Below are 24700 nucleotides of genomic sequence, written 5' to 3'. Positions count from 1 at the left end.
TAACAAGTGCGGCGACGCTCGCTCTCCCGCTCGGATCCGGTAAGCAAGAAGTGTGCCAAATCGGTGCAGAAACAGGGGTTTGAGGGGTATTCGGGAACGAAGTGTAAACACAACCCAAATATTTATGGTTAACGCCATCTTCAGACCTATTAACCGCTTGTTAAGCGCGTTGGCTCCGGCTTTGCTACTCGTGCGTTGAACCCTTGCCGGACGTCCCGGCGTGGGACGGTCCGTGTGCGGAGTGCGCAGCGATGTTTGATTTCGGTCGTGATCTGAAGAAGCTCTTTGGAGTCGACGCCGGAGCGCCCGCGAGGGCGGCGGCGCATCGCGACGGACTGACCGGCGGCGACACCTCGCTGCTGGAGCTGCTGGATCTGCGTCTGCTGGTCAACGAGGCCCGCTCGGCCGACGTGGCCGCGGGCCGGATCGGCGCCAAGGACCGCGGCCATCGCCTGCTGGAGGCCGCCGTGGTCTGGCGCGAGCTGGCCCGCCGCTCGGGCGACGCCGCCGCCCTGCGCAAGGGCGCGGCCCAGGCCGAGGCCGCGGCCAAGATCTTCGAAGCCGAGCACAAGACCGACAGCCTGGCCGCCGCCCGCTGCGAGCAGGCGACCCTGGCGGTGCTGGGCGCCGACCTGTTCGGCGACGAGGGGCTGCACGCCGCCGCCGGCGCCACCCTGACCCTGGCCAAGACCGCGCCGGGCCACCGCTGCGCCATGGCCGAGGCCCTGCTGGCCGGGCTGGAGGGCCGCGTGGCCCTCGGCGAGAACGACATCGACCGCGCCCTGGCCGCCGCCGAGGCCTTCGAGGCGCCGCTGCGGGGCCTGTCGGCCGCGCGCCGGGTCAAGGGCGGGGCCTCGCGCCTGCTGCTGGCCGACCAGCGCGCCGCCCGCGTCGAGCTGCTGCTGGCCTGCGCCGCCCGCCTGAAGGACCGGGCCCTGACCGAGGTGGCCCTGGAAGAGGCCAAGGCCGCCGAGGCCGGCCTCGATCCCGATTTCGAACCCCTGGCCTGGTCGCGCCTGGAGTCCCTGCGCGGGACGGCCCTGGTGCAGCTGGGCGAGCTGGACGGCGAGATCAACCACATCGCCGACGGCGTCGAGGCCCTGGCCGCGGCGCTGGAGCCGGTCTCGGCCGACCACAGTCCGATGGACTGGGCGCGCGGCCAGGCCGCCCTGGGCGCCGGTCTGCAGGCCATGGGCGAGGCCACCACCTCGGACCGCTGCTTCGAGCGGGCGGTCACCTGCTACGACCGCGCCTCGCACATCCTCAAGACCCAGCCGGCCCTGGCCCTGCGCGCCGTGGTCGCCAACAACCGCGCCCTCAGCCTGGCCCGCTGCGCCGAGCTGACCGCCGACCTGGCCGTGCTGGACGCCGCCGAGATGGCCTTCAAGGCCGAGCTGGCTTCGACGCCGGGCGCCCGCGACCCGGCCGCCTGGGCCGTGACCCAGATGAACCTGGCCCGCCTCTACGAGGCCCGGGTCGAGATCACCGGCCGCGACGACGGCCGCCTGGACCGGGCCGCCATGGCCCTGGCCAGCGCCTTCGACATCTTCGCCGAACTGGGCCTGAGGTCTCTGACCGACCTGGCGGCTCAGGGGTTGCAAAGGGTGAAACAGGCGCACGCCGCCTGACCCAAAATGAAACCGGACGGCCTCGAACGGGCCGGACCCAAAGACCAGTAGGGAAGACCCAGTGATCGCTTCGTTGCTCGCCGCCGCCGCTGTCTCGATCGTTCCGACCCCTGTCGCCGACCAACCGGCGGTGACCCAGGTCAAGGACGTCCAGCCCCAGATCGCCGAAGCCATCCTCAGCTGCATGGTCAAGCGCGACGGCGGCCTGACGGCCTGCTCGGTGCAGAGCGAATTCCCCGCCGACATGGGCGTGGGCAAGGCGGCCGTGACCATGGCCTCGCAGTTCCAGGTCGACCTGATGGGCCCCGACGGCAAGAGCCGCGCCGGCTCGTTCATCGACGTTCCGGTCCGCATCCGCATCCGCTAGGGCGCTTTCCCCGGCTCGACCCGAAGCGCGACACCGCCTAGCTTGGCCGCGTAGCGTTTCGGGGGACGACATGGGTCAGGGTTGGGGCGAGGCTTTCAGGGACGTGGACGTCTCCCGGGCGATCTATCTCCTCCTTTATCTGTTCATCGTCGTCCTGGGCATGCGCGGCCTGTCGCCGAGGGTGCGCCGTCGCGCCGAGCCGCCGCGCTGCAAGGCCTGCGACACGCCGCTGGGCGCGGACGCCGCGCCGCAGGGGCCGTGGGGCGGCTGGGCCTGCGGATCGTGCGGCGGTCCGGTGGAACCCGCCGTCGAGCCGCCGCCCCGGACCGGCCTGCTCGGCTGGATGGACCGGTATCCCTGGGCGATCTACGGCGCCGTCTGGGGCCTGCTGATCTGGGGGATGCTGGCGGGCCGCGATCTGTGGCTGCACCAGCCCACGCCCGATCTCCTGACCTTGCCTCTGACCGTCGTGGGCGGCCTGGGCGTCGGCTGGCTGCTGACCCTCATGCACGCGCGCCGGGGCTAGGCCTCACCAGCCCGGCGGAGGGCGGTCGTCTTCGGGCGGCGGCGCATAGCGATCCTCGTCCCGCCGCTCGTCCTCCCAGCGTTCGCGGTCGCGTCGGGCCTGTTCCCAGGCGGCGCGGGCCTCGCGGTCGCGGCGGGCCCAGCGCTGCTCGTCCTCCCAGCGCCGGCGCTGGGCTTCCTCGTAGCGGTCCCGCCGCCAGGCGTCGCGTTCCCAGCGGTCGTCGACCGGTTCGGGCGGCGGCGCGAGGTCTTCCTCCGCCGCCTCGTCGATCTGGGCGACCTGCATCGGCGCGGGCCGCGCGGGCTTCGGCGCGGGCCGCACCGGCGTCCCGACGAACAGGGCCTCGCGGCCCTTGGCCATGGCCCGGGCGGCTTCCGACAGGCCGACGTCCAGGGGACTGGCCAGCGGGCCGGCGCCCGCGACCAGCGCCTTGGGCGGCTGGACCAGGCGGATGCGCAGGCCGCCGTCGCCGCTGGCCTCGGCCGGCGGGTCGGGCCGTGTCAGGGCGGGCCAGAGGGCCGCCGCCACGGCGGCCGTCGTCACGATCCCGGCCACGACCACGCCGGCCGCCAGGGCTGTTTTCTTTTTGGGCGGTTCCACTAGGGCGCTCCGGAGACGGAAGGCCCCTCGACGGGAAGGGAACGACGGCGGACGGCGCCAGTTCCCGGCGATAGGGATGCGCCGATCCGGTCAGCCGGAGGTCTTGCGGTGCCGGAAGCGGCGCGCCAGGAGTTCGACGGCCGTGTTGGCGAACGCCCACAGCAGCATCGCGTAGATGGCGGCCACCACGGCGTACATCGCCCAGAACCCGGCATCCATGCTCAAGGTGCTGTAGCGGCCGCGCTTCGAATTGTAGAACGTCGTCACGTTGCGCCACGCCTTGGCTTGACCGCTGGGCGTGACCAGGTCGCGCTGTCCCAGCCTGGCGTGGGTGATGATGTTCCTCTGCACGCCGCCCGTAAGCGTCTCGGTGTAGTAGGCGACGGTGAGGCGATAGGTCTGGCCCGGCGTCAGTCCCGGCTGATGCAGGCACAGCTCGTCGTACGGCCAGGGGCCGCAGTACAGCGAGACCCACCGCCCGTCCGACATCCGCAGGGAATAGTCGCCCTTGCTGTCGGGATCCCAGTGGTTCGAGATCCAGACGTCGCCTTCCACCGCCTTCTGGGCGGCGGGAACGACGACCGGCTTCGGGGAAAGCAGGCCGGCGACCGGGCCGAGCGCCTCGTTGCCCAGGATGACCAGCCCGAAAAGGCATGCCGCCGCCCGCCAAAGAAGGCTCTGGGCGCTTTGCTCGGAAATGGGGACGCGTTTGCCGGGGATCATCGGCCCGTGGACTACAGGGGTTCGCGTCAGGCGGACAGTCGAAACGCTCCGGCCTAGGCCGCCGCCACGTCGCCCGTCGTGCGGCGCATGCGCCAGAAGCGGAGGGTCCGCAGGGCCGTGTCGCGGGGCAGGGCGCCGTAGAGCTCGCCATAGGCCTTGGCCTTGCCCATGGCGTTGTCGTTCGGGTCCAGGATCAGCAGGGCGAAGGTCAGGAACAGGGCGCGGTCGAAGTCCGCGGCCTTGCAGACCACCGACAGGGCGTCCAGCTCGCGGCGCTCGATGATCTTGCGGGCGGTGTGGAAGTCGATGTCGGCCAGCTCGGCCAGGGCCACCAGGAACTGGCTGGTGCGGTTGGCGCGCAGCATGGCGACCAGGGCCTGAGGCGTGATGGCCCCGCGCCGCTTCAGGGCCACGATCTCATCGACCGCCGCCTGGTAGTCGTCTGGCAGGGCGCCGTCGCCGGCGGCGACGCGGTTGCGGCCGGCCTTCAGCGCGGCTTCCAGGATGGCCGGATCGACATTGGCGTTGCGCTCCATGATCCGGTCGCGCAGGCGCGCCTCGGCCACGAAGTACATCTCGTTGAGCAGGTCCATAGGCATGGCCTTGCGGTCGATGACCGCCTCGTGCAGCTCGGGATTGGCCGCCGCGCGGTCGACCGCCGCCTCGTGGGCCTCGCGAGACAGCACCGCGCCCTCGTTGCGCAGCAGCACGCCCAGGGTGGTGTCGTCGCCGCGCTCGACGATGGCGTCGGACACCAGGCTGGGCACGACGGGACGCTGCGAGATGGCCCGCAGGTGGTCCTGGCCCTGGGTGCGGGCCACGTGCAGGAGGTCGGCCTCGCTAAGCTGGGGCGCGCCTTCCAGGATCGGACGGGCGATGGCGATGCTGTCGCTGGCCAGGGCCCGGGTCAGGGCCGGCGGCGGAGCGGCGGTCTGGCCCAGGCGCTCGGCCAGCTCGATGCGCACGGCCTCTTCCATCTCGCCGGCCAGCTGGCCCATCACGTCGTCGAACAGGCCCATCTCGACCTCGCCGTGACCCTCGCCCGTGAAGAACAGGTCGGTGACGCCGCGCAGCAGTTCGCGGCGGCGGGCGCTGGAGGGCTCGTCGGCCAGGGCGATGAGGTCGTGGAGGCGCGACTGGATCACAGGCCTTCGTTCCGGGTCTTGGCGCGGCGGGCCGCGCTGTCGTCATCGTCGTTGTCGTCGTCGCCGCGCGCGCCGGCCGCCAGCCAGTCGGCCGAGCCGTGCATCGGCACGGCGTCCTTGGGCTCGGGCGGCGGTTCGGTCGCGGCGACCAGGACGCGGTTGTCGGGGCCCGGACGCGGCGCGGCGTCGGGCGTCAGGCCGTAGTCGCGGTCCACCGAATAGAAGCGGGCGCCGGCGGCGGCGCCCGAGGTCGCGGCGACCGGCTGGGGCGGCGGAGCGGGCGCGACGCGGGCGCTGCGGTAGGTGGACCAGTCCTTGACGGGGGCGGCGGCGGCCTGAGGCGGCGCGGCGGCGGCCGGCGCGGGACGCGGCGGGGCGTAGAGGCTGGTCGGCGTCGCCTGGATGGCCGAAGGGACGGTCGCGGGCGGGGCCTGGTACGCGGCAGGCGTCTGGTAACCGGCCCAGGCGGCCATGGGCGCGGGTTGGGCCGGCGCCGAGGTCGCGGGCGCGGCCGGGGCGACCTGGCCCTGACGCTTGTTGGCCCAGCCCAGCATCGGGCCGTCGTAGCGCGTGGCGGCGGCGGACGCTTGACGGGGCGTGGTCGGGCCGTAGCGGCTCTCGCGCGCGCCCTCGGCGTACGCCGGGGCGGCGACGCAGAACAGCACGGGCAGGAGCAGGGCGAGACGCATGAACCGGTCCGACAGAGGCGCGGGATCGGCTGGATTGATAGGCGCTCGGGCTTAATCTTGGCCTAACGCGGCCCGATCCCGCGCCCCTTGTGTCACTTATGCGACTCTCGGGCGCATCCGGTTCAGCGGCCGCGCCACCAGGCCAGCAGGCGGCGCTCGATCAGGCTCAGCACGCCGTGCAGCGCCACGCCCAGCACGGCCAGGACCGCCAGGGCGGCGAACACCCGCGCGGTCTGCAGCCTGTTGGACGCTTCCAGCAGGCGCCAGGCCAAGCCCTGATTGCCGCCCGAGCCGGCCACGAACTCGGCGACCACGGCCCCGACCACGGCCAGGCCAGCGGCCACCTTGTGACCCTCCAGCAGGGCGGGCACGGCCGAGGGCAGGCGCAGCCGCCACAGGCGCTGGGTCCGCCGCGCGCCGTAGAGGTCGAACAGGCGCGACAGGTCCGGATCGACGGCCTTCAGGCCGGTCAGGGCGCCCGAGAAGATCGGGAAGAAGGCCGCCACGGCCGCCAGGGCGACCACGGCGCGCTGCGGATGCTCGATCCCGGCCCAGATGGTCATCAGCGGGCCGATGGCCACCAGGGGCGTGACCTGCAAGGTGACGGCCACCGGGCGCACGGCGTCCTCGACGACGGGGTTCAGGCTGACCAGCAGAGCCAGGCCGCAGGCCAGCAGGCTGGCCAGGACCAGGCCCACCAGGGCGGTGGACAGGGTGGTCCAGGCGCTGGCCAGCAGCAGGGGCCAGCCCTCGACCAAGGCCGTCCCGATCGCCGACGGCGCGGGCAGGAGGTAGACCGGCACGCCCAGGACGCGGCAGGCGGCCTCCCAGGCGGCGAGCAGGACGAGGATCAGGATCGCGGGGGCGAGCAGCTTCATGCCGCCGCTCCCACGCCCGTCGCCAGCAGCCGCGACACCGCCTCGGCCGTCTCGCGGAAGGCCGCCGTGGTGCGGAAGCCCGGCGGGCGGACCACCGGGCCGTCGACCGCCACCTCGCCGGCGATCCGGCCGGGGCCGGCGCTCATCACCACGACGCGGCGGGCCATGTAGACGGCCTCCTCGACATTGTGGGTGACGAAGACCACGGCCGGGGCCAGCTCGGCCGCCAGGGCCAGGACGTCGTCGGCGAGGGCGCGGCGGGTGATCTCGTCCAGGGCCGCGAACGGTTCGTCCAGCAGCAGCAGGCGCGGGCGGGTGACGAGGGCGCGGGCCAGGGACGCGCGCATGGCCATGCCGCCCGACAGCTGGGCGGCGCGGGCGGCCTCGGCGCCCTTCAGGCCCACCTTGGCCAGGGCCTCGACCGCCTGGGCGCGGGCCTGGGCCTTGGGCGCTCCGGCCAGTTCCAGCGGCAGGGCGACATTCGCCGCGGCGCTCATCCACGGGGCCAGGGTGGGGGCCTGGAAGACGACCGAGGTCTCGCCCCGTCCGGCGGCCCGGGCCACGGTCCCGCGCGTGGGCGCCTCCAGCCCGGCCAGCAGCCGCAGGGCCGTGGACTTGCCGCAGCCGGACGGCCCGACCAGGGCGACGATCTCGCCGGCGTTCAGCGCCAGGTCGACGGGCCCCAGGGCGCGGCCGCGTCCGGGATAGTCGACCTCGACCTGTTGGAGGGACGCGATCACCTCCGGCGTCACTTGGGCAGGAAGTCCAGCGTGTAGGCGCTCTTGTAGTCCATGTCCTTGGGGTAGACGCCCTGTTCGGACGCCACCTTGAAGAACTCGGCCCAGCGGGCGTCGTCCATCTTGCCCACGCCCTGGCGCGGCACGATGCCGTAGCTGCGCATCTTCTCGCGGGCCTGGTCGAGGACGTCCTGGGTCATTTCCGGATTGTCCTTGAGGATCAGAGCGTCGCCCGGCTTGGCGTCGCCGTACAGGTACGACGTCCAGCCGGCGGCGGTGGCCTCGACGAACGCCTTCACGGCGGCCGGGTTCTTGTCGATCAGGGCCGTCGGGACCAGGGCGAACGAGGCGTAGGCGGGATAGCCGTCGTCGGCCAGCAGGAAGACCTTCGGCGTGATCTTGCCCTCCTTCTGGATCAGGTAGGGCTCGGAGGTGGCGTAGCCCTGCTGCACCACGCTCTTGTCGGCCAGGAAGGGGGCGGCCGAGTAGTTGTACTTGCGCACCTGGGCGTCGGTGAAGCCGTGCTTGGCCTTCAGCCACACCCAGAAGGCGGTGATCGAGGCGTCCGACAGCAGGATCGGGTGGCCCTTCATGTCGGCGATCGAATTGATGCCCACGCCGTCGTGGGCGATCAGCACCTGCGGGTCCTTGTCCATGAAGGCGGCCACGGCTTTGACCGGCACCTTCTCCTTGGCCAGGTTCAGCACGATGAAGCTGTTGGAGCCGACGCCGACGTCGACCGCGCCGGTGGCCAGCAGCTGGGGCACGTTCACGCCCGGACCGCCCTGGATCAGGGTCACGTCCAGCCCGCGCTTGGCGTATTCGCCGGTGGCCACGGCCTGGTAGTAGCCGCCCAGCTCGGCCTCGCCCTTCCAGTCGGTGGCCAGCTTCAGCGCCGTGCGGCCGGGGGGCGGAGCGGCTTCCTTTTTCGCGGGCGAGCAAGCGGCCAGGGCGGCGCACAGCACCAGCATGGGGGCCAGGGCGGCCAAACGCAGGATCTTCATCGTCGTGTCCCCGAATTGCCGGGGGAGGTTAGTGGGGGAGCGCTGGAGAGGGAAGGGCAGTAAGGGGTTTGTGGCTAACCCACTTTGCCCCCGCCTGGCGGCTTCGCCGCCTGTCCGCCCCCGTAGGGGGCGGAGCCTTGCGCTCTTCCCCCTCCGGGGGAAGACGACCGCGTAGCGGTCCGTAGGGGGCAAGTATTCACCGGCACGAAGGCGCTACTTCCTGGCCAGCCAGCGATTCACCTTGGCGTACAGCACCTCGCGCTGCACCGGCTTGGCCACGTGGTCGACCATGCCGGCGGCGTAGCAGCGCTCGACCTGCTGGGGCAGGGCGTCGGCGCTCATGGCGATGATCGGCACCTCGCCGGCCCCGCCGTCCAGCGCCTTGATGGCCCGGGTGGCGGCCAGGCCGTCCATCTCGGGCATGTGGATGTCCATCAGGATGATGTCGAAGCCGCCGCGCGCGGCCTTGGCCACGGCCTGCTCGCCGTTGTCGGCCGTCTCGACCTCGCACCCGACCAGGGTCAGCAGGGCCGCGCCGATCTCGCGGTTCATCGGGTGGTCGTCGACCAGCAGGATGCGGGCCGCGCCCGGCGCGGCGGCGGGCTCGGGCTGGCCGGCGTCATAGGCCTCGACCTGGGGCGCCTGCAGTTCCACCCAGAAGGCCGAGCCGTGGCCCTGGGCGCTGTCGACGCCGATCCGGCCGCCCATCAGCTCGACCAGCGCCTTGCTGATCGCCAGCCCCAGGCCCGCGCCGCCGTAGGGGCGGCTGGCCGAGCTGTCGACCTGGCTGAAGCGCTGGAACAGCCGGCCCTGGTGTTCGATGGGAATCCCGACACCGGTGTCGATGATCTCGAATTTCAGCCGGTCCTCCAGCTCGCCGGGCTCCACGGTGAGGCAGGCGCGGATGCGGCCGGCCTCGGTGAACTTCACGGCGTTGTTCAGCAGGTTCAGCAGCACCTGGCGCAGGCGCAGGCCGTCCAGGTCGTGCAGGCCGCCCACCGGGTCGTTGACCTCGACCTCCAGGGTCAGCCGCTTGTTCTCGGCCTCGGGGCGGATGATGCCGACCGCGTCGTGCAGCACCGCCGCCGCCGAGGTCGGCTGGAACAGCAGCTCCACCTGGCCCGCCTCGACCCGCGAGAAGTCGAGGATGTCGTTGACGACGGTCAGCAGGGCGGTGCCGGCGCTGTCGATCAGGCCCAGCTGGCGGCGGACGTCGGGCGGCAGGTCCTTGCGTTCGACCAGCAGCTGCGAGAAGCCCAGCATGCTGTTCAGGGGCGTGCGGATCTCGTGGCTCATGGTGGCCAGGAACTCGGTCTTGGCCTCGTTGGCGGCCAGGGCCCGGGCGCGGGCGGCGCGGGTCAGCTGCTCGCGGCGCACCAGCAGCCGGCGCAGGCGCTCCTGCTGGGCCAGGGCCAGGCCGGTGGCCAGGCTGGTGACGAACAGCACGCCGACGAAGATCTGCACCAGGCGGTTCTGGTGGGCCTGGGACCAGTCGGTCGAGATCTGCGGTCCCCACAGGCCGTGGACCGTCAGCGGGATGGCGACGCAGGCGACGATCAGCGAGGCCTGGGCCGCGCCGCGCGGGCCCAGGCGGAAGGCCGTCAGCAGGGCGACGGGGAACAGCAGGAACGGCGCGGGGATGCCCCGGGCGTGGAACACCAGCGCGGTCAGGGCGGCCATCAGCAGGCCCAGGCCCCATGGCTCCAGCGGCGAGCGCTGGAAGGTGCGGCGGTGCTCGCTGTCCAGCAGGACCAGCACGGCCGGCAGCACGATCGACATGCCCAGCACGCCGCACAGGAACCAGTCGGTCAGGACGGACACGAACGGCATGCCGTAGCCCAGGGCCAGCACGGCGGCGGCGACCGCGGCCATCAGCAGCGTCACGGGCGCGGTCAGGGTGGTCAGCAGGGCCAGCTGCCGCATGGTCCGCACGCGCGGCGTTCCGCCGAAGAAGCGTCGGGTCACGCGCCATACCAGCAGGGCCTCGCCGACGTCGACCACGGTGGAGAGGATCGAGCGGCCGATCCCGTCGCCGACCAGCAGGTCGATGATCATGTGGCCGACCACGGCGATGACCGTCAGGAGGGTCCGGCGCCGCGGGTTCAGCACCAGCAGGCCGCCGGCCAGCAGCGCGTTGGTCGGCCAGAGGGTGGCGACGCCGAGCACGTTGCGGGTCAGGAAGTCGCTGAAGGCCTGGCTGGCCAGCAACGCCACGGCCAGGACGAACAGGATCCGGTCCTGCCGCCGCTGTTCCTGATGGGCGACGTTAGCCTGCATGGTTTTCCCGTTCCCCGGACGGGAGGAATACGCGAACAGGGCCTTTGCGTTTCCTCGATACGAGGCGCTGTGACGCTTTGCCGCATCCTAAGGTGAAGTTCAATCCCGTTGAGGTTGCGGGTCGTCCCGATGCAAGACCTCTCGCCGCCGCCAAGCGTCGATGCGGGTCATCAGCGGGGTGGCGGTGACGCCGTGGACCAGGATCGAACACAGCACCACGAAGCCGGTGATCGCCCACAGCCGGTCCCAGCCGTGGAAGTCGCCGTGGTTGAGGCCGTAGGCCAGATAGTAGAACGACCCGATCCCGCGGATGCCGAAGAAGGCCACGACCGCGCGCTCGCGCATGGAGTGGGGCGCGCCGATCAGGCCGATCCAGCCGGCCAGCGGCCGGATCACGAACACCAGCGCCAGGCCGAAGGCCGCCTCCTTCCAGGTCAGGCCGTCCAGCAGGCCGCCCGCCACCGCCCCGCCCAGCAACACCAGCACCAGCATCATCAGCAGGCGCTCCACCTGCTCGGCGAAGTCATGCATGGCCTCGTGGAATTCGTGGTCGCGCTCGGTCGCCCTCAGGGCCAGGGCGGCGACGAACACGGCCAGGAAGCCGTAGCCGTGGGCGGCCTCGGCGACGCCGTAGGCCACCAGGGTCGCGCCCAGGGCCACCAGCCCGTCGCCGGTGCCCGAGATCCGGGCGTGCGGCGCCTTGAAGGTGGCCCAGCCCAGGACCTTGCCGACCGCCCAGCCCACGCCCGCCCCGGCCGCCACGCGCCACAGCACGTCGACGGCCAGCCACTGGGTCAGCAGGGGCGCGCCGACCGTTCCTCCGGCCAGGGCGATGGCCACGGCCAGGTGCACGAAGGGGAAGGCGAAGCCGTCGTTGAGCCCGGCCTCCGAGGTCAGGGCGAAGCGGGCCTCGCCGTCCTCGCCCGAGCGCGGCGGCCCCACCTGGACGTCGGAGGCCAGCACCGGGTCGGTGGGGGCCAGGGCGCCGCCCAGCAACAGGGCCGAGGCCAGGCCGAGGCCCAGGCCGTGCACGCCCATCAGGGTCACCGCCACGATGCTCAGCGGCATGGTGATGGCGATCAGCCGCCAGGACGAGCCCCAGCGCCGCCAGCCGATCCGCCGGTCGATCTTCAGCCCGGCCCCCATCAGCGAGACGATGACCACGACCTCGGTCAGCCGCTGGGTCAGGGTCGAGAACCGCACGGGATCGGAACGGAACGGCAGGACGCCGCCGTGGAACACCGCCACCCCGATCAGCACGCAGAGGATGGCCAGGGACAGGGGCAGGCGGCTCAGCGCCATCGGCAGCCAGGCGACCAGCAGAACCACGACGCCCAGGCCCAGCAGGAACAGCAGATACGGATCGAACATCCGTCCCTAACGCATGGGGCGGGGAACCGGGGCCGTCGCCGTCCGAACCCAGCGGCGCCGTCGGGCGTTATGACCTCGGGCCCTCGCGCCTGAAAGCTGGGAGCGTCATGGACAAGCTGTTCGCCAAATTCGCCAACGCCACGGCGCGGATCACCGGCAGCCCGCCGGCCTTCATCGTCTGCGTGGCGCTGGTCGTCGCCTGGGCCGCCAGCGGGCCGATCTTCAAGTTCTCCGAGACCTGGCAGCTGGTGATCAACACCGGCACCACGATCATCACCTTCCTGATGGTGTTCCTGATCCAGAATACCCAGAACCGCGACGGCGCGGCGGTCCAGACCAAGCTGGACGAGCTGATCCTGACCTCGGCCGCCGAGAACGACTTCATGGGCATCGAGAAGCTGACCGAGAAGGAGCTGGCGGCCATGCACGCGCGCTGCACCGAGCACGCCCAGATCGCCCGGGACCGTCTGGACAAGATCGAAGCCGAGCGCGAGGCCCGCAAGGGCGCCAAGGCCTCGCCCAAGGCCAAGCGCGCCCGGGCCAAGCGTCCGCCGGCCAAGAACGCCCCGCCGCGGCGGGTGAGGGCCTAGCCTCGAAGCCGCTCATCCCGGCGAATGCCGGGACCCAGATGGAAGGGCTTTGAGGCTGACGCCAAGAACTCAGAGCTCATCCAGTCATCCACACCGTTATGGGATCTGGGTCCCGGCGTTCGCCGGGATGAGCGGATGTTGGGGAGCGTGACCGCTACTTCTTCTCCAGCAGCAACTGGCCCTGCTTCTTGACCGCCCCGGTGATCTTGCCGGCGATCATGCCCAGCAGGCCGGGCAGGACGATTTCCATCCGCACCGAGTCCGCGAACACCGTCAGCACGCCCGAGATCGGCTGGCCCATGGCCTGGGCCGAGAAGGTCAGGGCGTCGCCGGCCCAGCTCTTGTTGACGTCCTTGACCATGCCGCCGGTCTGGCTGAGCAGCTGGCCGAACCCTTCGTCGATCCGGCGGCGCGCCTCGGCGACGCCCAACTGGTGGGGCAGGGTGATGGTGACCGGCTTGCTCATGCGCGGGATGCTCCTTGGCTACGGGGTCTAACGCCCGTCGGCGACATATGGTGGCGAGCGGCCTTCGATCATACGTCCGGATTTGACGCATCGCCCGGCGAAGGTCTCCTCATCCACGGAGGACGCCATGACCGACATCGCCATGCCCAGCCTGTTCCAGCCCCAGCCCCGCTCGGTCCGTTTCACGCGTCCGGGCCGTCCGGCCGGCGTGCTCGGCGCGCTGAACTACGCCGGGGTGCTGCTGGTCTGGGCCGGGCTGTTCGTCTGGGACCCCCGGCTGGCCATGCAGGTGCTGCGTGAGCGCCGCGCCGACTCGCCGATCCGTCGTCGCCCCTAGCCAAATCCCGCTGACGGTGGGATGGCAGGGACATGCAGCGCACCGTCTCGATCGCCCATGTCAGCCACCGCCTGAAGGCCCCGTTCCGCATCTCGCGCGGGGTCAAGACCGCCGCCGAGGTGGTGGTCGTCGAGATCGTCGAGGATGGGCTGATCGGGCGGGGCGAGAGCGTGCCCTACGCCCGCTACGACGAGACGGTCGACAGCGTCGTCGCCCAACTCCAGCCCGCCGCCCAGGCCCTGCGCGACGGCGCCCGGCCGCATGACGCTGTGGCGCTGCTGACGGCCGGCGCGGCCCGCAACGCGCTGGACTGCGCCCTGTGGGACCTGCGGGCCAAGCGCGAGGGCCTCAGCGTCGAGGCCCTGACCGCCCTGCGCGTCCCCGACAGCCTGGTCACCGCCGTCACCGTCAGCCTGGACAGCCCCGAGGCCATGGGCCTGGCCGCCCAGGCCGTGGCCTCCGCCCCGCTGATCAAGGTCAAGCTGTCGGCCGAGGATCCCGCCGCCCGCCTGCTGGCCGTGGCCAAGGCCGCGCCGCGCGCCCGGCTGATCGTCGACCCCAACGAGGGCTGGGACTTCGCCATCCTGGACGGGCTCAAGCCCATCCTGTCGGACCTCAACATCGCCCTGGTCGAACAGCCCCTGCCGGCCGGCGCGGACCAGGCCCTGGAGGGCTACGACCCGCCGTATCCGATCTGCGCCGACGAGTCGGTGCATGTGGCCGAGGACCTGGCCGGGCTGAAGGGCCGCTACCGCGCCGTGAACCTCAAGCTCGACAAGGCCGGCGGCCTGTCCGAGGCCCTGCTGATGCTGGAGGAGGCCCGCAACCACGGCTTCGAATTGATGGTCGGCTGCATGGTGGCCTCGTCCCTGGCCATCGCCCCGGCCCTGCATCTGGCCGGCTCGTGCGCCTTCGCCGACCTGGACGGGCCGTGGTGGCTGGCTGAGGATCACCCGGGCGGCTGCCGCGTGGCGGACGGGCGGATGACGCGTCCGGCCGAAGGGTTCTGGGGCGACGGCGTGACGGCGACGGGGCTGTGGCTCTAGGCGGGAAGCCGCGTCGACTTCACGTCCACCGCCCCGTGGCACGTCTCGCAGCGCGCCTTCGTCTCCAGCGGCGATCCGCAGGGCTTGTGGATCAGCACCTCCGGCGGCCCGGCCTCGCCTGACAGCCAGCGGTCGCCCCAGGCCATCAGGGCCACGATCAGCGGGAACAGGTCGCGCGCCTCTTCCGTCAGCCGGTACTCCCAGCGCTCGGGCCGGGCCTGGTAGAGCCGCTTCTCCAGCATGCCCAGGGCGGTCAGCCGCGCCAGCCGGTCGGCCAGGATGTTGGTGGCCGCGCCCAGCTCGGCCTGCAGGTCGTTGAACCGTCGCCGGCCGTAGAAGCACGCCGCCAGCAGGTGGGCCGTCCAACGGTCGCCCAGCACGGCGATCGAGCGCTCCAGCATCGGCGTCAGCGGCTGGGCGGCCTCGGCGGTCGAGCGGCGCTGCAGGCGGGCGCGGGGCGCAGGCTCCAGGCCGGCGCCGGGACCGGGGACCAGCTCGACGTCGCGCGCCTCGACCGGCCGCTCGCAGGCCTTGCAGACCAGCTCGGCCACCAACGGCTCGCCGCAGGTGGCGTGCCGGATCCGGTGCGAGGGGCTGGTCTCGTCATAGTGCCAGCGGGTCTCCCAGCGCAGGATCATCAGGGCCGCGTCGTAGAGGTCCTTGCCCATGGCCGTCAGGTGATAGCCGTGGCGGACGGGACGCTCCTGGTAGGGCCGCTTCTCCAGCACTCCGGCGGTCTCCAGCCGGCCCAGCCGGTCGACCAGCAGCGAGCGGGCCATGCCGGTCAGCTTCACGAAGCCGTCGAACCGGGTCTGGCCCATGAAGGCGGCGTAGAGGGTCAGCAGGGTCCAGCGGTCGCCGATCAGGTTCAGGGCCCGCGCGGCCGAGCTGGCGCGGACCATCTGAGGGGCGGCGACGACCTGGCTGGGAGCCTCTGGGATCATGACCTCTGGTTCGGATGTTTCGCGGCGGGCTGTCAACGCGGAGCATTGCCTCGCGACAAGTCACTTGTATAGTCGGACTGACTAAGCCGGGGCACATCGGCGAGGACGGCGAGCGGGAGGGAAACGGCGATGGTCTACATCCTGGGCGGCTGGCAGAGCGACTATTCGGCCAACTGGGCGCGGCAGGGCATGGACCTGGCGGACGCCTTCGCCGAGGCGGTGGGCCAGGGCCTGGCCGCCGTCGACCTGGACCCCGCGGACATCGAGACCGGCCATGTCGGCAATTTCGCCGGCGAGCTGTTCGCCGGGCAGGGGCTGCTGGGCGGCTTCTTCGGCCAGGTGCATCCGGCCCTGGACGGCTTGCCCACGGCGCGCCACGAGGCAGCCTGCGCCTCGGGCAGCGTGGCGATCCTGGCGGCCACCGCCGAGATCGAGGCCGGCCGCTACGACCTGGCCTGCGTGGTCGGGATCGAGCAGATGCGCAACGTCGCCGGCCAGGTCGCCGCCGAGCACCTGGGCTCGGCCGCGTGGGTCGGGCACGAGTTCCAGGACGCCCGCTTCCTGTGGCCGCGCGCCTTCTCCGACCTCGCCGACGAGTACGACCGGCGGCACGGCCTGAAGTACGAGCACCTGATGGCGATCGCCGAGAACAACTTCAACAATGCTCGCCGCAACCCCGACGCCCAGACCCGCGACTGGCGGTTCGGGCCGGGGGCCTTCACCGCCGACGACGTGGCCAATCCCGTGGTCGAGGGCCGCACGCGCAAGCAGGACTGCGGCCAGGTGACGGACGGGACGGCGGTGGTGTTCCTGGCTTCGGAGCGCCGGGCCAAGGCCTACGCCTTCCTCCGCGGCGTGCCGCTGGAGAGCCTGCCGCGCATCAGGGGCTGGGGCCATCGCTCGGCCCCGATCAGCTACGCCCGCAAGGTCGAGGCCAGCCGCGACCAGCCCTACGTCTTCCCGCAGGTGCGCCGGGCCATCGAGGACGCCCGGGCCCGGGCCGGCATCACGGACGTCTCCCAGATCGACGCCGTCGAGGTCCACGACTGCTTCACCGCCACCGAATACATGGCTATCGACCATCTGGGCCTGACCGCGCCGGGCGAGAGCTGGAAGGCGGTCGAGGATGGCTCCATCGCGATGGGCGGCCGCCTGCCGGTCAACCCCTCCGGCGGCCTAATCGGCGCCGGCCACCCGGTGGGCGCCACCGGCGTGCGCATGGCCCTGGACGCCTTCAAGCAGGTGACCGGCGCGGCCGGCGACTGCCAGGTCGAGGGGGCCCGGACGGTGCAGACCCTGAACATCGGCGGCTCGACCACGACGACGGTGAGCCTGGTGGTGGGGGTGTAGATCCGCCCCCCTCGGGGGAGGTGGCCCGAAGGGCCGGAGGGGGCAGCTCCGCCGGCTCGGAAGTCCCCCTCCGTCGGCTTCGCCGACACCTCCCCCAGAGGGGGAGGATTTTCTGTTCGACATCTCCAAGGCTTCGCGATGCCCCTCCTGACCCTCCTCCTGATCAACGCCGCCGTCTCCGCCGTCGCCTTCGTGGCCCTCTGGCTGATCGGGCTTCGCCTGAAGGACGTCAGCTTCGTCGACGCCTGGTGGGGCGTGGGCATGGCGCTGATCGCCTGGGCGACGCTGGTCCAGTCCGGCGCCACCCCGCACGGCGTGCTGCTGACCGGCCTCTGCACCGTCTGGGCCGCGCGGCTGGGCGGTTACCTGCTGTGGCGCTGGCGCAGGCAGGGACCCGACCGGCGCTACGTCACGATGATGCACTACGCCGAGACCCAGCGCGGCTGGGGCTTCGCCAAGGCCTCGGCCCTGCTGGTGTTCGCCCTGCAGTACCTGCTGCAGTTCGTGGTGGCCCTGCCGGTGCAGCTGGGCCAGCTGATCGCCGCGCCGCTGGGCGGGCTGGCGATCGCCGGGACCGTGCTGGCCCTGGTCGGGATCGGCTTCGAGAGCCTGGGCGACTGGCAGCTGGTCCGCTTCAAGGCCCAGCCCGCCAACGCCGGCAAGGTGCTGGACACGGGCCTGTGGCGCTACACCCGCCACCCGAACTATTTCGGCGACGCCTGCGTATGGTGGGGCCTCTACCTGATCGCCGCCGAGACGGGCCTGGGCGCCTGGGCCCTGCCGGGGCCGGTGCTGATCACCGTGCTGCTGACCCGCTGGAGCGGCGTGCCGACGGTCGAGGGGCGCATGCGCCGGAAACGTCCGGACTACGAGGCCTATGTCGCCCGCACCTCGGGCTTCGTCCCGTGGTTCCCCAAGGCCTGAGCCGCCGCTGTACTTTGGCGCGCGCGGGCGTAACCTTCGATTGAAAAATCATGGAGGTCGCGTCATGCGTAAGCGTTCGGCAGCTTTGGCGGTCGTCGCCGCTTCGATCCTGTTCGCGCCCCAGGCGCTGGTCCCCCAGGCCCAGGCCTTCGGCACCATCCGCAGCTTCGGCCAGAACGCCGAGCACGAGCGGATCACCCGCAGCGGCCTGGCCGGGTTCGGCTTCGGCCCGGATTCCCTCAGCGAGATCGCCGGCAAGAACGGCACCTGGGGCGCGGTCGGGGCGCCCGACAACCCGACCCGGGGTCTTGGCGGCAACAAGGCGGCCCATTGCGACGGCGGCGACTTCTTCGCCAGCCCCGGCTATCCCCAGAGCTCGCTGGCCGCCGCGACCGAACTGACCCGCTGCCGCAACTACATCTACAACAACATCAACGCCGCGGTGACCGACGCCGCGGGCCTGGTGAGGGCGAACCTGTCGCTGGACAGCACCAGCATCTTCGGCGGCTGCAACTACAACGGCGCCAAGGGCCGGGCCAAGTGCAACGTGTTCGAGGACATGGGCATGGCCTTCCACGCGGCCCAGGACTTCTATTCCCACACCAACTGGATCGACGCGCCGCGCGCCACGCCCTCGATCGCCAATCCCCAGGGGCTGAACAACACCGTGCCCGCGACCTGGCTGTCGCCGACGCCGGTGACCTTCCCGACCGGCCTGATCAGCGGCTGCTACGACGGCTTCCCGGAGGCGTTCCATTGCGGCGGGCGGATCAAGCACGCGACGCTGAACAAGGACACCGCCGGCGCCGCGCGCGGCGGGGGCGGGGCCTATGCCCGCGCCATGAACGTCGCCGCCATCGATACGCGGGCCAAGTGGGCCTATTTCGAAAGCCGCCTGATCGCGGTGTACGGCGCCCCGCGCGGGAACAAGATGATCTGCGTGCTGAAGCGGGACAATCCGGGCAGCTGCTAGGCGCCGAGCGCCGCCCGTCCCGCCCACACCGCATGCGTGCCGCTGCTGATCTTGTGGGGCAGGGCGATGCGGCAGGCCGGCTGCATGGTCTTGGCGTCGACCACCAGGCACTCGGACGTCCCCCGGTTCTCGTCGATGATGAAGCTGACCAGGTAGCCGTCGTCCTCATCGACCGCGCCGACGCGCGGCGCGAACGGGGCCTCGCTGGCGTAGCGGCCGGGCTCCAGCGGCAGGGTCCAGCTGACGCCGGTCTCCAGGTCGTGCTTGACGAAGCCGTTGAACAGGAACCAGCCCGGCTTGGCGGTAGTGGAATAGGCGTAGCGGTAGGGCCGCCCGGCATAGGCCTGGTTGAACATGCCGAACTCCAGGATGCGCTCGTCCAGCCGCTGTTCGACGGTCTCGCCGGTGGCCAGGTTGAAGCGCCAGCGGTGCAGCTTCGGCCGGAAGCTGTGCTCGTCCAGATAGGCCATCAGGTGGCCGTGGCCCTCGGGCGCGTCCTCCAGCGGGCGCGGCGTGGGGTTCTCCTGGAAGTAGCCGTCCAGCACGATCTCGTCGCCGTCCTCGTACGCATTGAGCCAGTGCAGGACGTAGGTCGGCGCGGCCTCGAACCAGCGGACCTCGCCGCCGTGGCGCGGCACGATTCCGAAGCGCGACGGCACCCCCTTGTGCAGGCGCACGGCGTGGATGTCGCGCTCCAGCAGGGCCTGGTCCCAGAACACCGGCAGGTCGTTGAGGATCGAGTAGTTGGCCGTGAACGCCATGTCGTGCGGCAGGCGCGGGCCGGGCAGGTCGATGGCCTGGTAGACGGTCCGCTTCCCCGACGCGTCGACCACGCCGTAGTGCATGTAGGGCGCGTGCTTGGAGTAGTTGAAGAACATCAACTCGCCCGTGGCCTCGTCCACCTTCGGGTGGGCCGACACGCCGTCCAACGGGGCCCAGGACGCGACGCCCAGGTTCTCCAGGGTCAGGGGATCCAGGCGATAGGCCTCGCCGCACTGGTAGAAGGTGGCGATCGCCTCGCCGCGATGGACCAGGATGTCGGTGCTGGCGGTGTCCTTCAGGCTTCCGTGCGCGCCGAAGCCGGGGCGCTTGGACGTGCCGGGCCCGTCGGCCAGCCCACCCCAGAGGCTCTCGCCGGCCTCCTGTTCGGCCTCGAAGCCGCGGGTGCGGATGAAGCGGTTGCGGTAGCTGGCCGCCCCGTTCCTGAACTCGATCTGGTGGACCATGCCGTCGCCGTCGAACGGATGGTAGCGGCCCAGCGGCTGGTGGACGGGGTTCTCGGTGTTGCGCAGGTAGACGCCGTCCAGGTCGGCCGGGATCGCACCCTCCAGCACCTCCAGGTCGACCGCATCCACCTCCTCGTGCAGCGGCGTCCAGGCCCCGGTCATGTACGGATGGTTGGTCGGCTGGAGCGAGGTGCGGACCGGCGGCAGGCGCCTAATCTGCGTGGCGATCTTCATGGCGGGCTCCCTGGCGTCTTGGCGCGAGCTTAGGAATGCAAGTCTCGTTGTGCAAGTGACTGAAAAGGGGATTGCGCCGACGCGGGCCGCCGTTCTTTCGTCACGCCGGCGGTCCAGCTGATACAAGACGCCGCCGAGTGAGATTGACCATGCCCCTGGACGCCCCGCCTGCCCTTGAAGCGCCCGCCCCCGAAGCGCCCGCCGTCGAGCAGGTGATCGTCACCGCCGCCCGCCTGCCGCCCGCCGCCGCCGAGGCGGCCTTCTCGTCGGTGCATCTGGGCGAGCGCGACCTGGCCCGGACCCAGCGGGTGGACGAGGCGGTGGGCCAGACGCCGGGCGTCTCGCTGTTCCGCCGCACCTCCAGCCTGTCGGCCAATCCGACCACCCAGGGGATCAGCCTGCGCGCCATCGCCCCGTCGGGCGCGGGGCGGGCCCTGGTCACCCTGGACGGCGTGCCGCTGAACGACCCGTTCGGCGGGTGGGTGATCTGGTCGCAGCTGGCGCCGGAGTCGCTGAGCGGCGTGGACATCGTGCGCGGGGCGGGGGCGGGGCCCTACGGCGCCGGCGCCCTGACCGGCGTCATCGACCTGAAGGAGCGCGACGCGGGCGTCGCCGGCGACGTCTCGCTGGGCGAGCTGGGCAGCGAGCGCGCCTCGGCCGCCGCCACCTCGACCTTCGGGCGGTTCGAGTTCACGGGCGCGGCCTTCTACGACAAGTCCGACGGCTACGTGCCGGTGCGCGGGGCCCAGCGCGGCGCGGCCGACACCCGGACCGACCTGGAGGCCAAGAGCATCTCCGGCCGCATCGACCTGGCCACGGGCCTGGGCCTGCTGTCGCTGCGCGGCGGCTTCTTCGAGGAGGACCGTGGCGCGGGCCTGGCCGGCGCGCGCGCCAACGCCTCGGGCAACGTGTTCAGCGCCACCCTGGTCAAGGCCCCGCGCGGCGAGGCCCTGGGCTGGAAGCTGCAGGCCTGGCGGCGGACCAGCGACCTGTTCAACAGCTCGGTCGCCGTGGCGGCCGACCGCTCGTCCACCACGCCGGCCAACAGCCAGGACAAGACCCCGGCCACCGGCTGGGGCCTGAACGGCGCCCTGCGCCAGAAGGTCGGCGGGCTGGAGTGGGAGCTGGGCGCCGACGCCCGCCTGAACGACGGCGAGGAGCGCGAGCGCTACAGCTATTCGGGCGGGACCTACACCCGCAACCGCGTGGCGGGCGGCAAGACCTCGGTGGTCGGCGCCTATGCCGACGGCTCGTGGACCACCGGCCCGTGGCTGGTGGCCGGCGGCCTGCGGCTGGACCACTGGGAGACCACCGACGGCTTCCGCGTCGAGCGCAACGCCCTGACCGGCGCGGTGCTGCTGGACCAGCGCCCGGCCGACCGCGACGGCGAGGTGGTCAGCGGGCGCCTGGGCGTGACGCGCGACCTGGGCCACGACGTGACGGCGCGCGTGGCCGGCTACACCGGCTTCCGCCCGGCCAGCCTGAACGAGCTCTACCGCCCCTTCCGAGTGGGCAACGACGTTACCGAGGCCAATGCCGGCCTCAAGCCCGAGCGGCTGGAGGGGCTGGAGGCGGGCCTGTCGCGCAAGGGCGCAAAGGGCTTGATCGAGGCCACGGCGTTCTGGAACCGGATCGACGACCCGATCGTCAATGTCACCCTGGGCGTGGGGCCGGGGACCTTCCCGATCGGCGGCTTCATCCCGGCCGGCGGCGTGCTGCGCCAGCGCCAGAACGCCGGCTCGATCGACGCCGTCGGGCTGGAGGGCCGGGCCGAACGCAAGGTCGGGGTCGTGACCCTGACCTCGGCCTTGTCGGTCACCGACGCCCGGGTGGACGGCGGTTCGACCGCGCCCCAGCTGACCGGCAAGCGCCCGGCCCAGGCCCCGGTCTGGAGCGCCACGGCGGGCCTCTCGGCCGACCTGACCGAGACCCTGGTCCTGGCCACCGACCTGACCTGGGAGGGCAAGCGCTTCGAGGACGACCTCAACAGCCGCGTGCTCGACCCGGCGTACCGCCTGGACGCGCGGCTGGACTGGCGCGTGCGGCCGCTGGTGACGGCCTACGTCGCGGGCGACAACCTGCTGGACGCGGACATCCAGACCTCGCGGACGGCCGACGGGGTCCCAGGCTATGCGGCGCCGCGGATCGTGCGGGTGGGGCTGCGGGTGGCGATCTGAGGCTAACCCACTTGCCCCCACCTGACCGCTACGCGGTCTGTCCGCCCCCATAGGGGGCGGAGCCTCGCGCGGCGCCGGCTACAGCGCTCTTCCCCCTCTGGGGGAAGACGACCGCGAAGCGGTCCGTAGGGGGCAAGTGTTCAGCGCACCGGCTTGCCCCGGAACACCACCTTCGCCCCCTTCTGCACGGCCGCGCCCAGCTCCGCCGCGTCCCAGTTCGTCAGCCGCACGCAGCCGTGCGAGGCCCGCTTGTTGACCAGGCGCGGGTCGGGCGTGCCGTGGATGCCGTAGGTGTCCTTGGTCAGGTCGATCCAGGTGGAGCCCACCGGATTGTTCGGCCCGGCCTTTATGGTCAGCTTGCCCGTCGGCTTGCCGAAGGTCAGGCGCGTGGGGTCGTAGGTGTAGGTCGGGCGGGGGGCCACGGTGTTGACCGCCCATTCGCCGACCGGGGCCGGGCGCTCGGTGCTGCCCACCGTGGCCGGATAGACCGCCAGCAGCCGGTCGCCGTCGGCATAGGCCTTCAGCGTGCCCTTGGCGTTGTCGATCTCGATGCGGGTGACCTTGCCGTCCAGGCCGTCGGGACCCAGGGCCGCGACGACGATGGTGGTCCCGGCCTTGGAGAAGTCGACGCCGGGATTGAGGGCCTGCAGCAGCGGCTCGTCCATGTGGAACTTCTCGGCCAGCAGCTCCAGCGGCGTGCCGTAGCCGAGGGCCGGCAGCTTGGCCATGGCCTCGTAGTCGTCCTTGGGGATGTCGGGCGTGAACGGGCCGGCCACGTCCTCGGCGGTGATCACATAGTCGGTCAGGGCCGGCGCGCTGTCGGCGACCAGGGCGTCCCAGGTGGCGGGGCTCAGCTTGCCGTCGACCGTCAGGCGGTGGGCCTCCTGGAAGGCGCTGAGCGCCAGGGTCAGGTTGCCGCCCTCCTGGCCGTCGATGACGCCGGGCGAGAAGTGGGCGCGGTCCAGCAGCACCTGGGCGCGGGCCAGATAGGCCTGCTTGGCCTCCGGCGTCGTGGCGGCGGGGTCGAAGGCGGCGGCGTTCACGGCCTGGGCCAGGGGCGAGGGGGCGGCCGGGGCCGGGGCGGGCGGGGCGGCGACCAGCGGCGGCGGCGTCTGCGGCGCGGGCGCGGCGGCGGGCTTGGATGCGGCCGGCTTCTGCTGTTGCGGGGCGGGGTCGGAACAGGCCGTCGTGGCCGCCAGGCAGCCGAGCAGAAGGACGACGGGACGCAAGGGCAGGGGCATGTAACAACTCCGAGGCGGGAACGCCTTGCCCCTCTCAAGCCTTGAGCCATGGCGAAGTTCCACTGCTGCCCCCTGGGGGCGAGGAGCCCCGATTGAAGATTCTGCGTCGGCTGATCTGGGTGCTGGGCGTCCTGCTGGTGCTGGTCGTCGCCTTCTCGGTGTGGGTGATGTGGCCCAATCAGCGGCCCGCGCCGGCCATGCCGCCGCCGTCGGTGTCGGCCGCCCGCGAGCCGCTACAGTACGAGCCGCCGACCTACCTGCCGTCCAACGATCCGCCGGCCAGCCCGAGTTTCGCGCCGACCGGCGGGACGCCCGAGGCCTGCGACGCCGGCGGCGCCTCGGCCAGCGCCGCCCCGGTCAACGCCGCCTCGCTGACCACCCTGGTCTGGACGCCGTTCGGCCGTCCCGAGACCGGCTGGGAGATCTACGCCCCCCGCGTCGCCCACGAGATCCAGACGACCTGCGCGCCCGGCTCGCCCCGCTTCGCCGCCGCCCTGGCGCGCTGGCAGGGCGGCCATGGTCTGAAGTCGACCGGGACGTTCGATCCGGAAACCTTCCAGGCGATGCTGGTGCGCTGGCACCGGGCGCGGCCGTTCGTGAAGGTCAACGGCGAGGGGATCTGCCCCGGCGCGCCGGCCGTGAGCCTGCTGTCCACGGCCGGTCCCCAGGAGAGCTACGGCGGCAAGACGATCCAGCTGCGCCCCGGCGCGTTGGACGCCTATCGCCGGATGGTCGCCGAGGCCAAGGCGGCGGGCGTGGCCCGCGACCCGCGCGCCCTGACCATCTTCTCCGGCTTCCGCGACCCGCTGGCCGACGCCGCCCGCTGCGCCCGCGACAACAACTGCCAGGGCGTGTCGCGCACCATCTGCTCGGCCCACCGCACGGGCCTGGCCCTGGACATGTTCATCGCCGCCGCCCCGGGCTTCGGACCGGACTCCAGCGCCGACGCCAACCGCCTGGCGATGGCCCGGTCGGACCTCTATCGCTGGCTGGTGGCCAACGCGGGGCGGTTCGGCTTCGTCAACTATGCGTTCGAGCCCTGGCACTGGGAATGGACGGGCGAGCCGATGCTGCCGGGCGTGCCGATCAACAGCCTGCCGTTGGCGGGGTCAGGCCGTCCGGGCGATCCGCTGCTGACGCCGCCTCCGGCGCCGGCCCCCGCAACCGCAGCGCCCAAGCCGCCGCCGAAAGCGTCTCCGCCGTCCAAGACCCCGAAACAGGGCGCGGCGAAAACCCGGTCATGAAAC

At 72.0% G+C, this 24700-nt stretch carries 24 protein-coding genes; 11 read left to right on the top strand and 13 right to left on the bottom strand.

Annotated elements, in window-relative coordinates; genetic code table 11:
* The first annotated feature begins 251 nt into the window (after positions 1-251).
* The 3 genes from BR39_RS26545 (at position 252) to BR39_RS0115385 (ending at position 2521) form a co-directional block, all read left to right on the top strand.
* Entirely contained in the window at positions 252-1628 is a 1377-nt protein-coding gene (locus BR39_RS26545) for a hypothetical protein (RefSeq protein WP_029913700.1), read from the top strand.
* Positions 1629-1689: 61 nt separating this feature from the next.
* Positions 1690-1995 (top strand): hypothetical protein, encoded by a 306-nt coding sequence (locus tag BR39_RS0115390; RefSeq protein WP_029913699.1) that lies wholly within the window; start codon positions 1690-1692, stop codon positions 1993-1995.
* Between the two features lie 103 nt (positions 1996-2098).
* Positions 2099-2521 (top strand): hypothetical protein, encoded by a 423-nt coding sequence (locus BR39_RS0115385; protein ID WP_029913697.1) that lies wholly within the window; start codon positions 2099-2101, stop codon positions 2519-2521.
* Between the two features lie 3 nt (positions 2522-2524).
* On the opposite strand, the gene BR39_RS0115380 is transcribed toward BR39_RS0115385, so the two are convergent.
* The 9 genes from BR39_RS0115380 to BR39_RS0115340 form a co-directional block, all read right to left on the bottom strand.
* Positions 2525-3121 carry a hypothetical protein gene (locus tag BR39_RS0115380; RefSeq protein WP_029913695.1) on the bottom strand — a complete coding sequence of 199 codons (597 nt, stop codon included), beginning with the start codon at positions 3119-3121 and terminating at the stop codon, positions 2525-2527.
* 90 nt (positions 3122-3211) lie between these two features.
* Positions 3212-3844, bottom strand: a complete 633-nt coding sequence (locus BR39_RS0115375; RefSeq protein ID WP_029913692.1) for a hypothetical protein — start codon at positions 3842-3844, stop codon at positions 3212-3214.
* Positions 3845-3897: 53 nt separating this feature from the next.
* Positions 3898-4989: a DUF2336 domain-containing protein gene (locus BR39_RS0115370; RefSeq protein ID WP_029913689.1), complete on the bottom strand. Its 1092-nt coding sequence runs from the start codon at positions 4987-4989 to the stop codon at positions 3898-3900.
* On the bottom strand, positions 4986-5678 hold the full coding sequence (locus BR39_RS0115365) for a hypothetical protein (protein WP_029913685.1): 693 nt from the start codon (positions 5676-5678) through the stop codon (positions 4986-4988). Before BR39_RS0115365 ends, BR39_RS0115370 begins: the two co-directional genes overlap by 4 nt.
* 122 nt (positions 5679-5800) lie before the next feature.
* Complete coding sequence (locus BR39_RS0115360; RefSeq protein ID WP_029913682.1) at positions 5801-6556, bottom strand: ABC transporter permease; 756 nt, start codon at positions 6554-6556, stop codon at positions 5801-5803.
* Positions 6553-7296, bottom strand: coding sequence for an ABC transporter ATP-binding protein (locus tag BR39_RS0115355; protein WP_029913679.1), 744 nt, complete (start codon positions 7294-7296; stop codon positions 6553-6555). Before BR39_RS0115355 ends, BR39_RS0115360 begins: the two co-directional genes overlap by 4 nt.
* A gap of 8 nt (positions 7297-7304) precedes the next feature.
* Positions 7305-8297 (bottom strand): ABC transporter substrate-binding protein, encoded by a 993-nt coding sequence (locus BR39_RS0115350; protein WP_029913676.1) that lies wholly within the window; start codon positions 8295-8297, stop codon positions 7305-7307.
* Between the two features lie 213 nt (positions 8298-8510).
* The gene (locus tag BR39_RS0115345; RefSeq protein ID WP_029913673.1) at positions 8511-10574 is read right to left on the bottom strand and encodes an ATP-binding protein; all 2064 of its coding nucleotides are present in this window, start codon (positions 10572-10574) and stop codon (positions 8511-8513) included.
* Between the two features lie 99 nt (positions 10575-10673).
* A complete protein-coding gene (locus BR39_RS0115340) occupies positions 10674-11945 on the bottom strand; it encodes a sodium:proton antiporter (RefSeq protein ID WP_029913667.1) in 1272 nt (423 codons plus the stop codon).
* A 107-nt stretch (positions 11946-12052) separates the two neighbouring features.
* Here BR39_RS0115340 and BR39_RS0115335 point away from each other — a divergent pair, with 107 nt between their 5' ends.
* Positions 12053-12535, top strand: a complete 483-nt coding sequence (locus BR39_RS0115335; RefSeq protein WP_029913664.1) for a low affinity iron permease family protein — start codon at positions 12053-12055, stop codon at positions 12533-12535.
* A gap of 154 nt (positions 12536-12689) precedes the next feature.
* Here BR39_RS0115335 and BR39_RS0115330 read toward each other — a convergent pair whose 3' ends face one another.
* Positions 12690-13001 carry a polyhydroxyalkanoic acid system family protein gene (locus BR39_RS0115330; protein WP_029913661.1) on the bottom strand — a complete coding sequence of 104 codons (312 nt, stop codon included), beginning with the start codon at positions 12999-13001 and terminating at the stop codon, positions 12690-12692.
* 127 nt (positions 13002-13128) lie between these two features.
* On the opposite strand from BR39_RS0115330, the gene didA reads away from it, so the two are divergent.
* Positions 13129-13338 (top strand): DNA damage-induced SOS-independent cell division inhibitor A, encoded by a 210-nt coding sequence (gene didA, locus BR39_RS0115325; protein WP_029913658.1) that lies wholly within the window; start codon positions 13129-13131, stop codon positions 13336-13338.
* A gap of 32 nt (positions 13339-13370) precedes the next feature.
* Positions 13371-14384 (top strand): N-acetyl-D-Glu racemase DgcA, encoded by a 1014-nt coding sequence (dgcA, locus tag BR39_RS0115320; protein WP_029913656.1) that lies wholly within the window; start codon positions 13371-13373, stop codon positions 14382-14384.
* Here dgcA and BR39_RS0115315 read toward each other — a convergent pair.
* Positions 14381-15328, bottom strand: a complete 948-nt coding sequence (locus BR39_RS0115315; RefSeq protein ID WP_029913652.1) for a helix-turn-helix domain-containing protein — start codon at positions 15326-15328, stop codon at positions 14381-14383. The genes dgcA and BR39_RS0115315 overlap by 4 nt on opposite strands.
* 129 nt (positions 15329-15457) lie before the next feature.
* Between BR39_RS0115315 and BR39_RS0115310 the strand changes: the two genes are divergently transcribed.
* The 3 genes from BR39_RS0115310 to BR39_RS0115300 all read left to right on the top strand — a co-directional run bounded on the left by BR39_RS0115310 (position 15458) and on the right by BR39_RS0115300 (position 18575).
* Entirely contained in the window at positions 15458-16678 is a 1221-nt protein-coding gene (locus tag BR39_RS0115310; protein ID WP_029913649.1) for an acetyl-CoA acetyltransferase, read from the top strand.
* Positions 16679-16816: 138 nt separating this feature from the next.
* Positions 16817-17602, top strand: coding sequence for a DUF1295 domain-containing protein (locus tag BR39_RS0115305; RefSeq protein WP_029913646.1), 786 nt, complete (start codon positions 16817-16819; stop codon positions 17600-17602).
* Positions 17603-17666: 64 nt separating this feature from the next.
* Positions 17667-18575 (top strand): hypothetical protein, encoded by a 909-nt coding sequence (locus BR39_RS0115300; RefSeq protein ID WP_156035790.1) that lies wholly within the window; start codon positions 17667-17669, stop codon positions 18573-18575.
* On the opposite strand, the gene BR39_RS0115295 is transcribed toward BR39_RS0115300, so the two are convergent.
* Positions 18572-20035: a carotenoid oxygenase family protein gene (locus tag BR39_RS0115295; protein WP_029913640.1), complete on the bottom strand. Its 1464-nt coding sequence runs from the start codon at positions 20033-20035 to the stop codon at positions 18572-18574. The two genes, BR39_RS0115300 and BR39_RS0115295, sit on opposite strands and share 4 nt — an antisense overlap.
* Positions 20036-20184: 149 nt before the next feature.
* Between BR39_RS0115295 and BR39_RS0115290 the strand changes: the two genes are divergently transcribed.
* Positions 20185-22212 (top strand): TonB-dependent receptor, encoded by a 2028-nt coding sequence (locus BR39_RS0115290; RefSeq protein ID WP_029913638.1) that lies wholly within the window; start codon positions 20185-20187, stop codon positions 22210-22212.
* Positions 22213-22352: 140 nt separating this feature from the next.
* On the opposite strand, the gene BR39_RS0115285 is transcribed toward BR39_RS0115290, so the two are convergent.
* Positions 22353-23453, bottom strand: a complete 1101-nt coding sequence (locus tag BR39_RS0115285) for a L,D-transpeptidase (protein ID WP_029913634.1) — start codon at positions 23451-23453, stop codon at positions 22353-22355.
* A 92-nt stretch (positions 23454-23545) separates the two neighbouring features.
* Between BR39_RS0115285 and BR39_RS0115280 the strand changes: the two genes are divergently transcribed.
* Positions 23546-24697, top strand: a complete 1152-nt coding sequence (locus tag BR39_RS0115280) for a D-alanyl-D-alanine carboxypeptidase family protein (protein ID WP_029913631.1) — start codon at positions 23546-23548, stop codon at positions 24695-24697.
* Positions 24698-24700 lie beyond the last annotated feature (3 nt).

Origin of the sequence: Caulobacter sp. UNC358MFTsu5.1, assembly GCF_000712075.1 — a bacterium.
GTDB lineage: Bacteria > Pseudomonadota > Alphaproteobacteria > Caulobacterales > Caulobacteraceae > Caulobacter.
This window is presented reverse-complemented; position numbering and strand designations above follow the sequence as displayed.

Coding starts and splice junctions, on each gene's coding strand:
- BR39_RS26545 (WP_029913700.1), top strand. CDS start 252: ATGTTTGATTTCGGTCGTGATCTGAAGAAGCTCTTTGGAGTCGACGCC.
- BR39_RS0115375 (WP_029913692.1), bottom strand. CDS start 3,844: ATGATCCCCGGCAAACGCGTCCCCATTTCCGAGCAAAGCGCCCAGAGC.
- BR39_RS0115365 (WP_029913685.1), bottom strand. CDS start 5,678: ATGCGTCTCGCCCTGCTCCTGCCCGTGCTGTTCTGCGTCGCCGCCCCG.
- BR39_RS0115360 (WP_029913682.1), bottom strand. CDS start 6,556: ATGAAGCTGCTCGCCCCCGCGATCCTGATCCTCGTCCTGCTCGCCGCC.
- BR39_RS0115350 (WP_029913676.1), bottom strand. CDS start 8,297: ATGAAGATCCTGCGTTTGGCCGCCCTGGCCCCCATGCTGGTGCTGTGC.
- BR39_RS0115345 (WP_029913673.1), bottom strand. CDS start 10,574: ATGCAGGCTAACGTCGCCCATCAGGAACAGCGGCGGCAGGACCGGATC.
- BR39_RS0115340 (WP_029913667.1), bottom strand. CDS start 11,945: ATGTTCGATCCGTATCTGCTGTTCCTGCTGGGCCTGGGCGTCGTGGTT.
- BR39_RS0115335 (WP_029913664.1), top strand. CDS start 12,053: ATGGACAAGCTGTTCGCCAAATTCGCCAACGCCACGGCGCGGATCACC.
- BR39_RS0115330 (WP_029913661.1), bottom strand. CDS start 13,001: ATGAGCAAGCCGGTCACCATCACCCTGCCCCACCAGTTGGGCGTCGCC.
- didA (WP_029913658.1), top strand. CDS start 13,129: ATGACCGACATCGCCATGCCCAGCCTGTTCCAGCCCCAGCCCCGCTCG.
- dgcA (WP_029913656.1), top strand. CDS start 13,371: ATGCAGCGCACCGTCTCGATCGCCCATGTCAGCCACCGCCTGAAGGCC.
- BR39_RS0115315 (WP_029913652.1), bottom strand. CDS start 15,328: ATGATCCCAGAGGCTCCCAGCCAGGTCGTCGCCGCCCCTCAGATGGTC.
- BR39_RS0115310 (WP_029913649.1), top strand. CDS start 15,458: ATGGTCTACATCCTGGGCGGCTGGCAGAGCGACTATTCGGCCAACTGG.
- BR39_RS0115305 (WP_029913646.1), top strand. CDS start 16,817: ATGCCCCTCCTGACCCTCCTCCTGATCAACGCCGCCGTCTCCGCCGTC.
- BR39_RS0115300 (WP_156035790.1), top strand. CDS start 17,667: ATGCGTAAGCGTTCGGCAGCTTTGGCGGTCGTCGCCGCTTCGATCCTG.
- BR39_RS0115295 (WP_029913640.1), bottom strand. CDS start 20,035: ATGAAGATCGCCACGCAGATTAGGCGCCTGCCGCCGGTCCGCACCTCG.
- BR39_RS0115290 (WP_029913638.1), top strand. CDS start 20,185: ATGCCCCTGGACGCCCCGCCTGCCCTTGAAGCGCCCGCCCCCGAAGCG.
- BR39_RS0115285 (WP_029913634.1), bottom strand. CDS start 23,453: ATGCCCCTGCCCTTGCGTCCCGTCGTCCTTCTGCTCGGCTGCCTGGCG.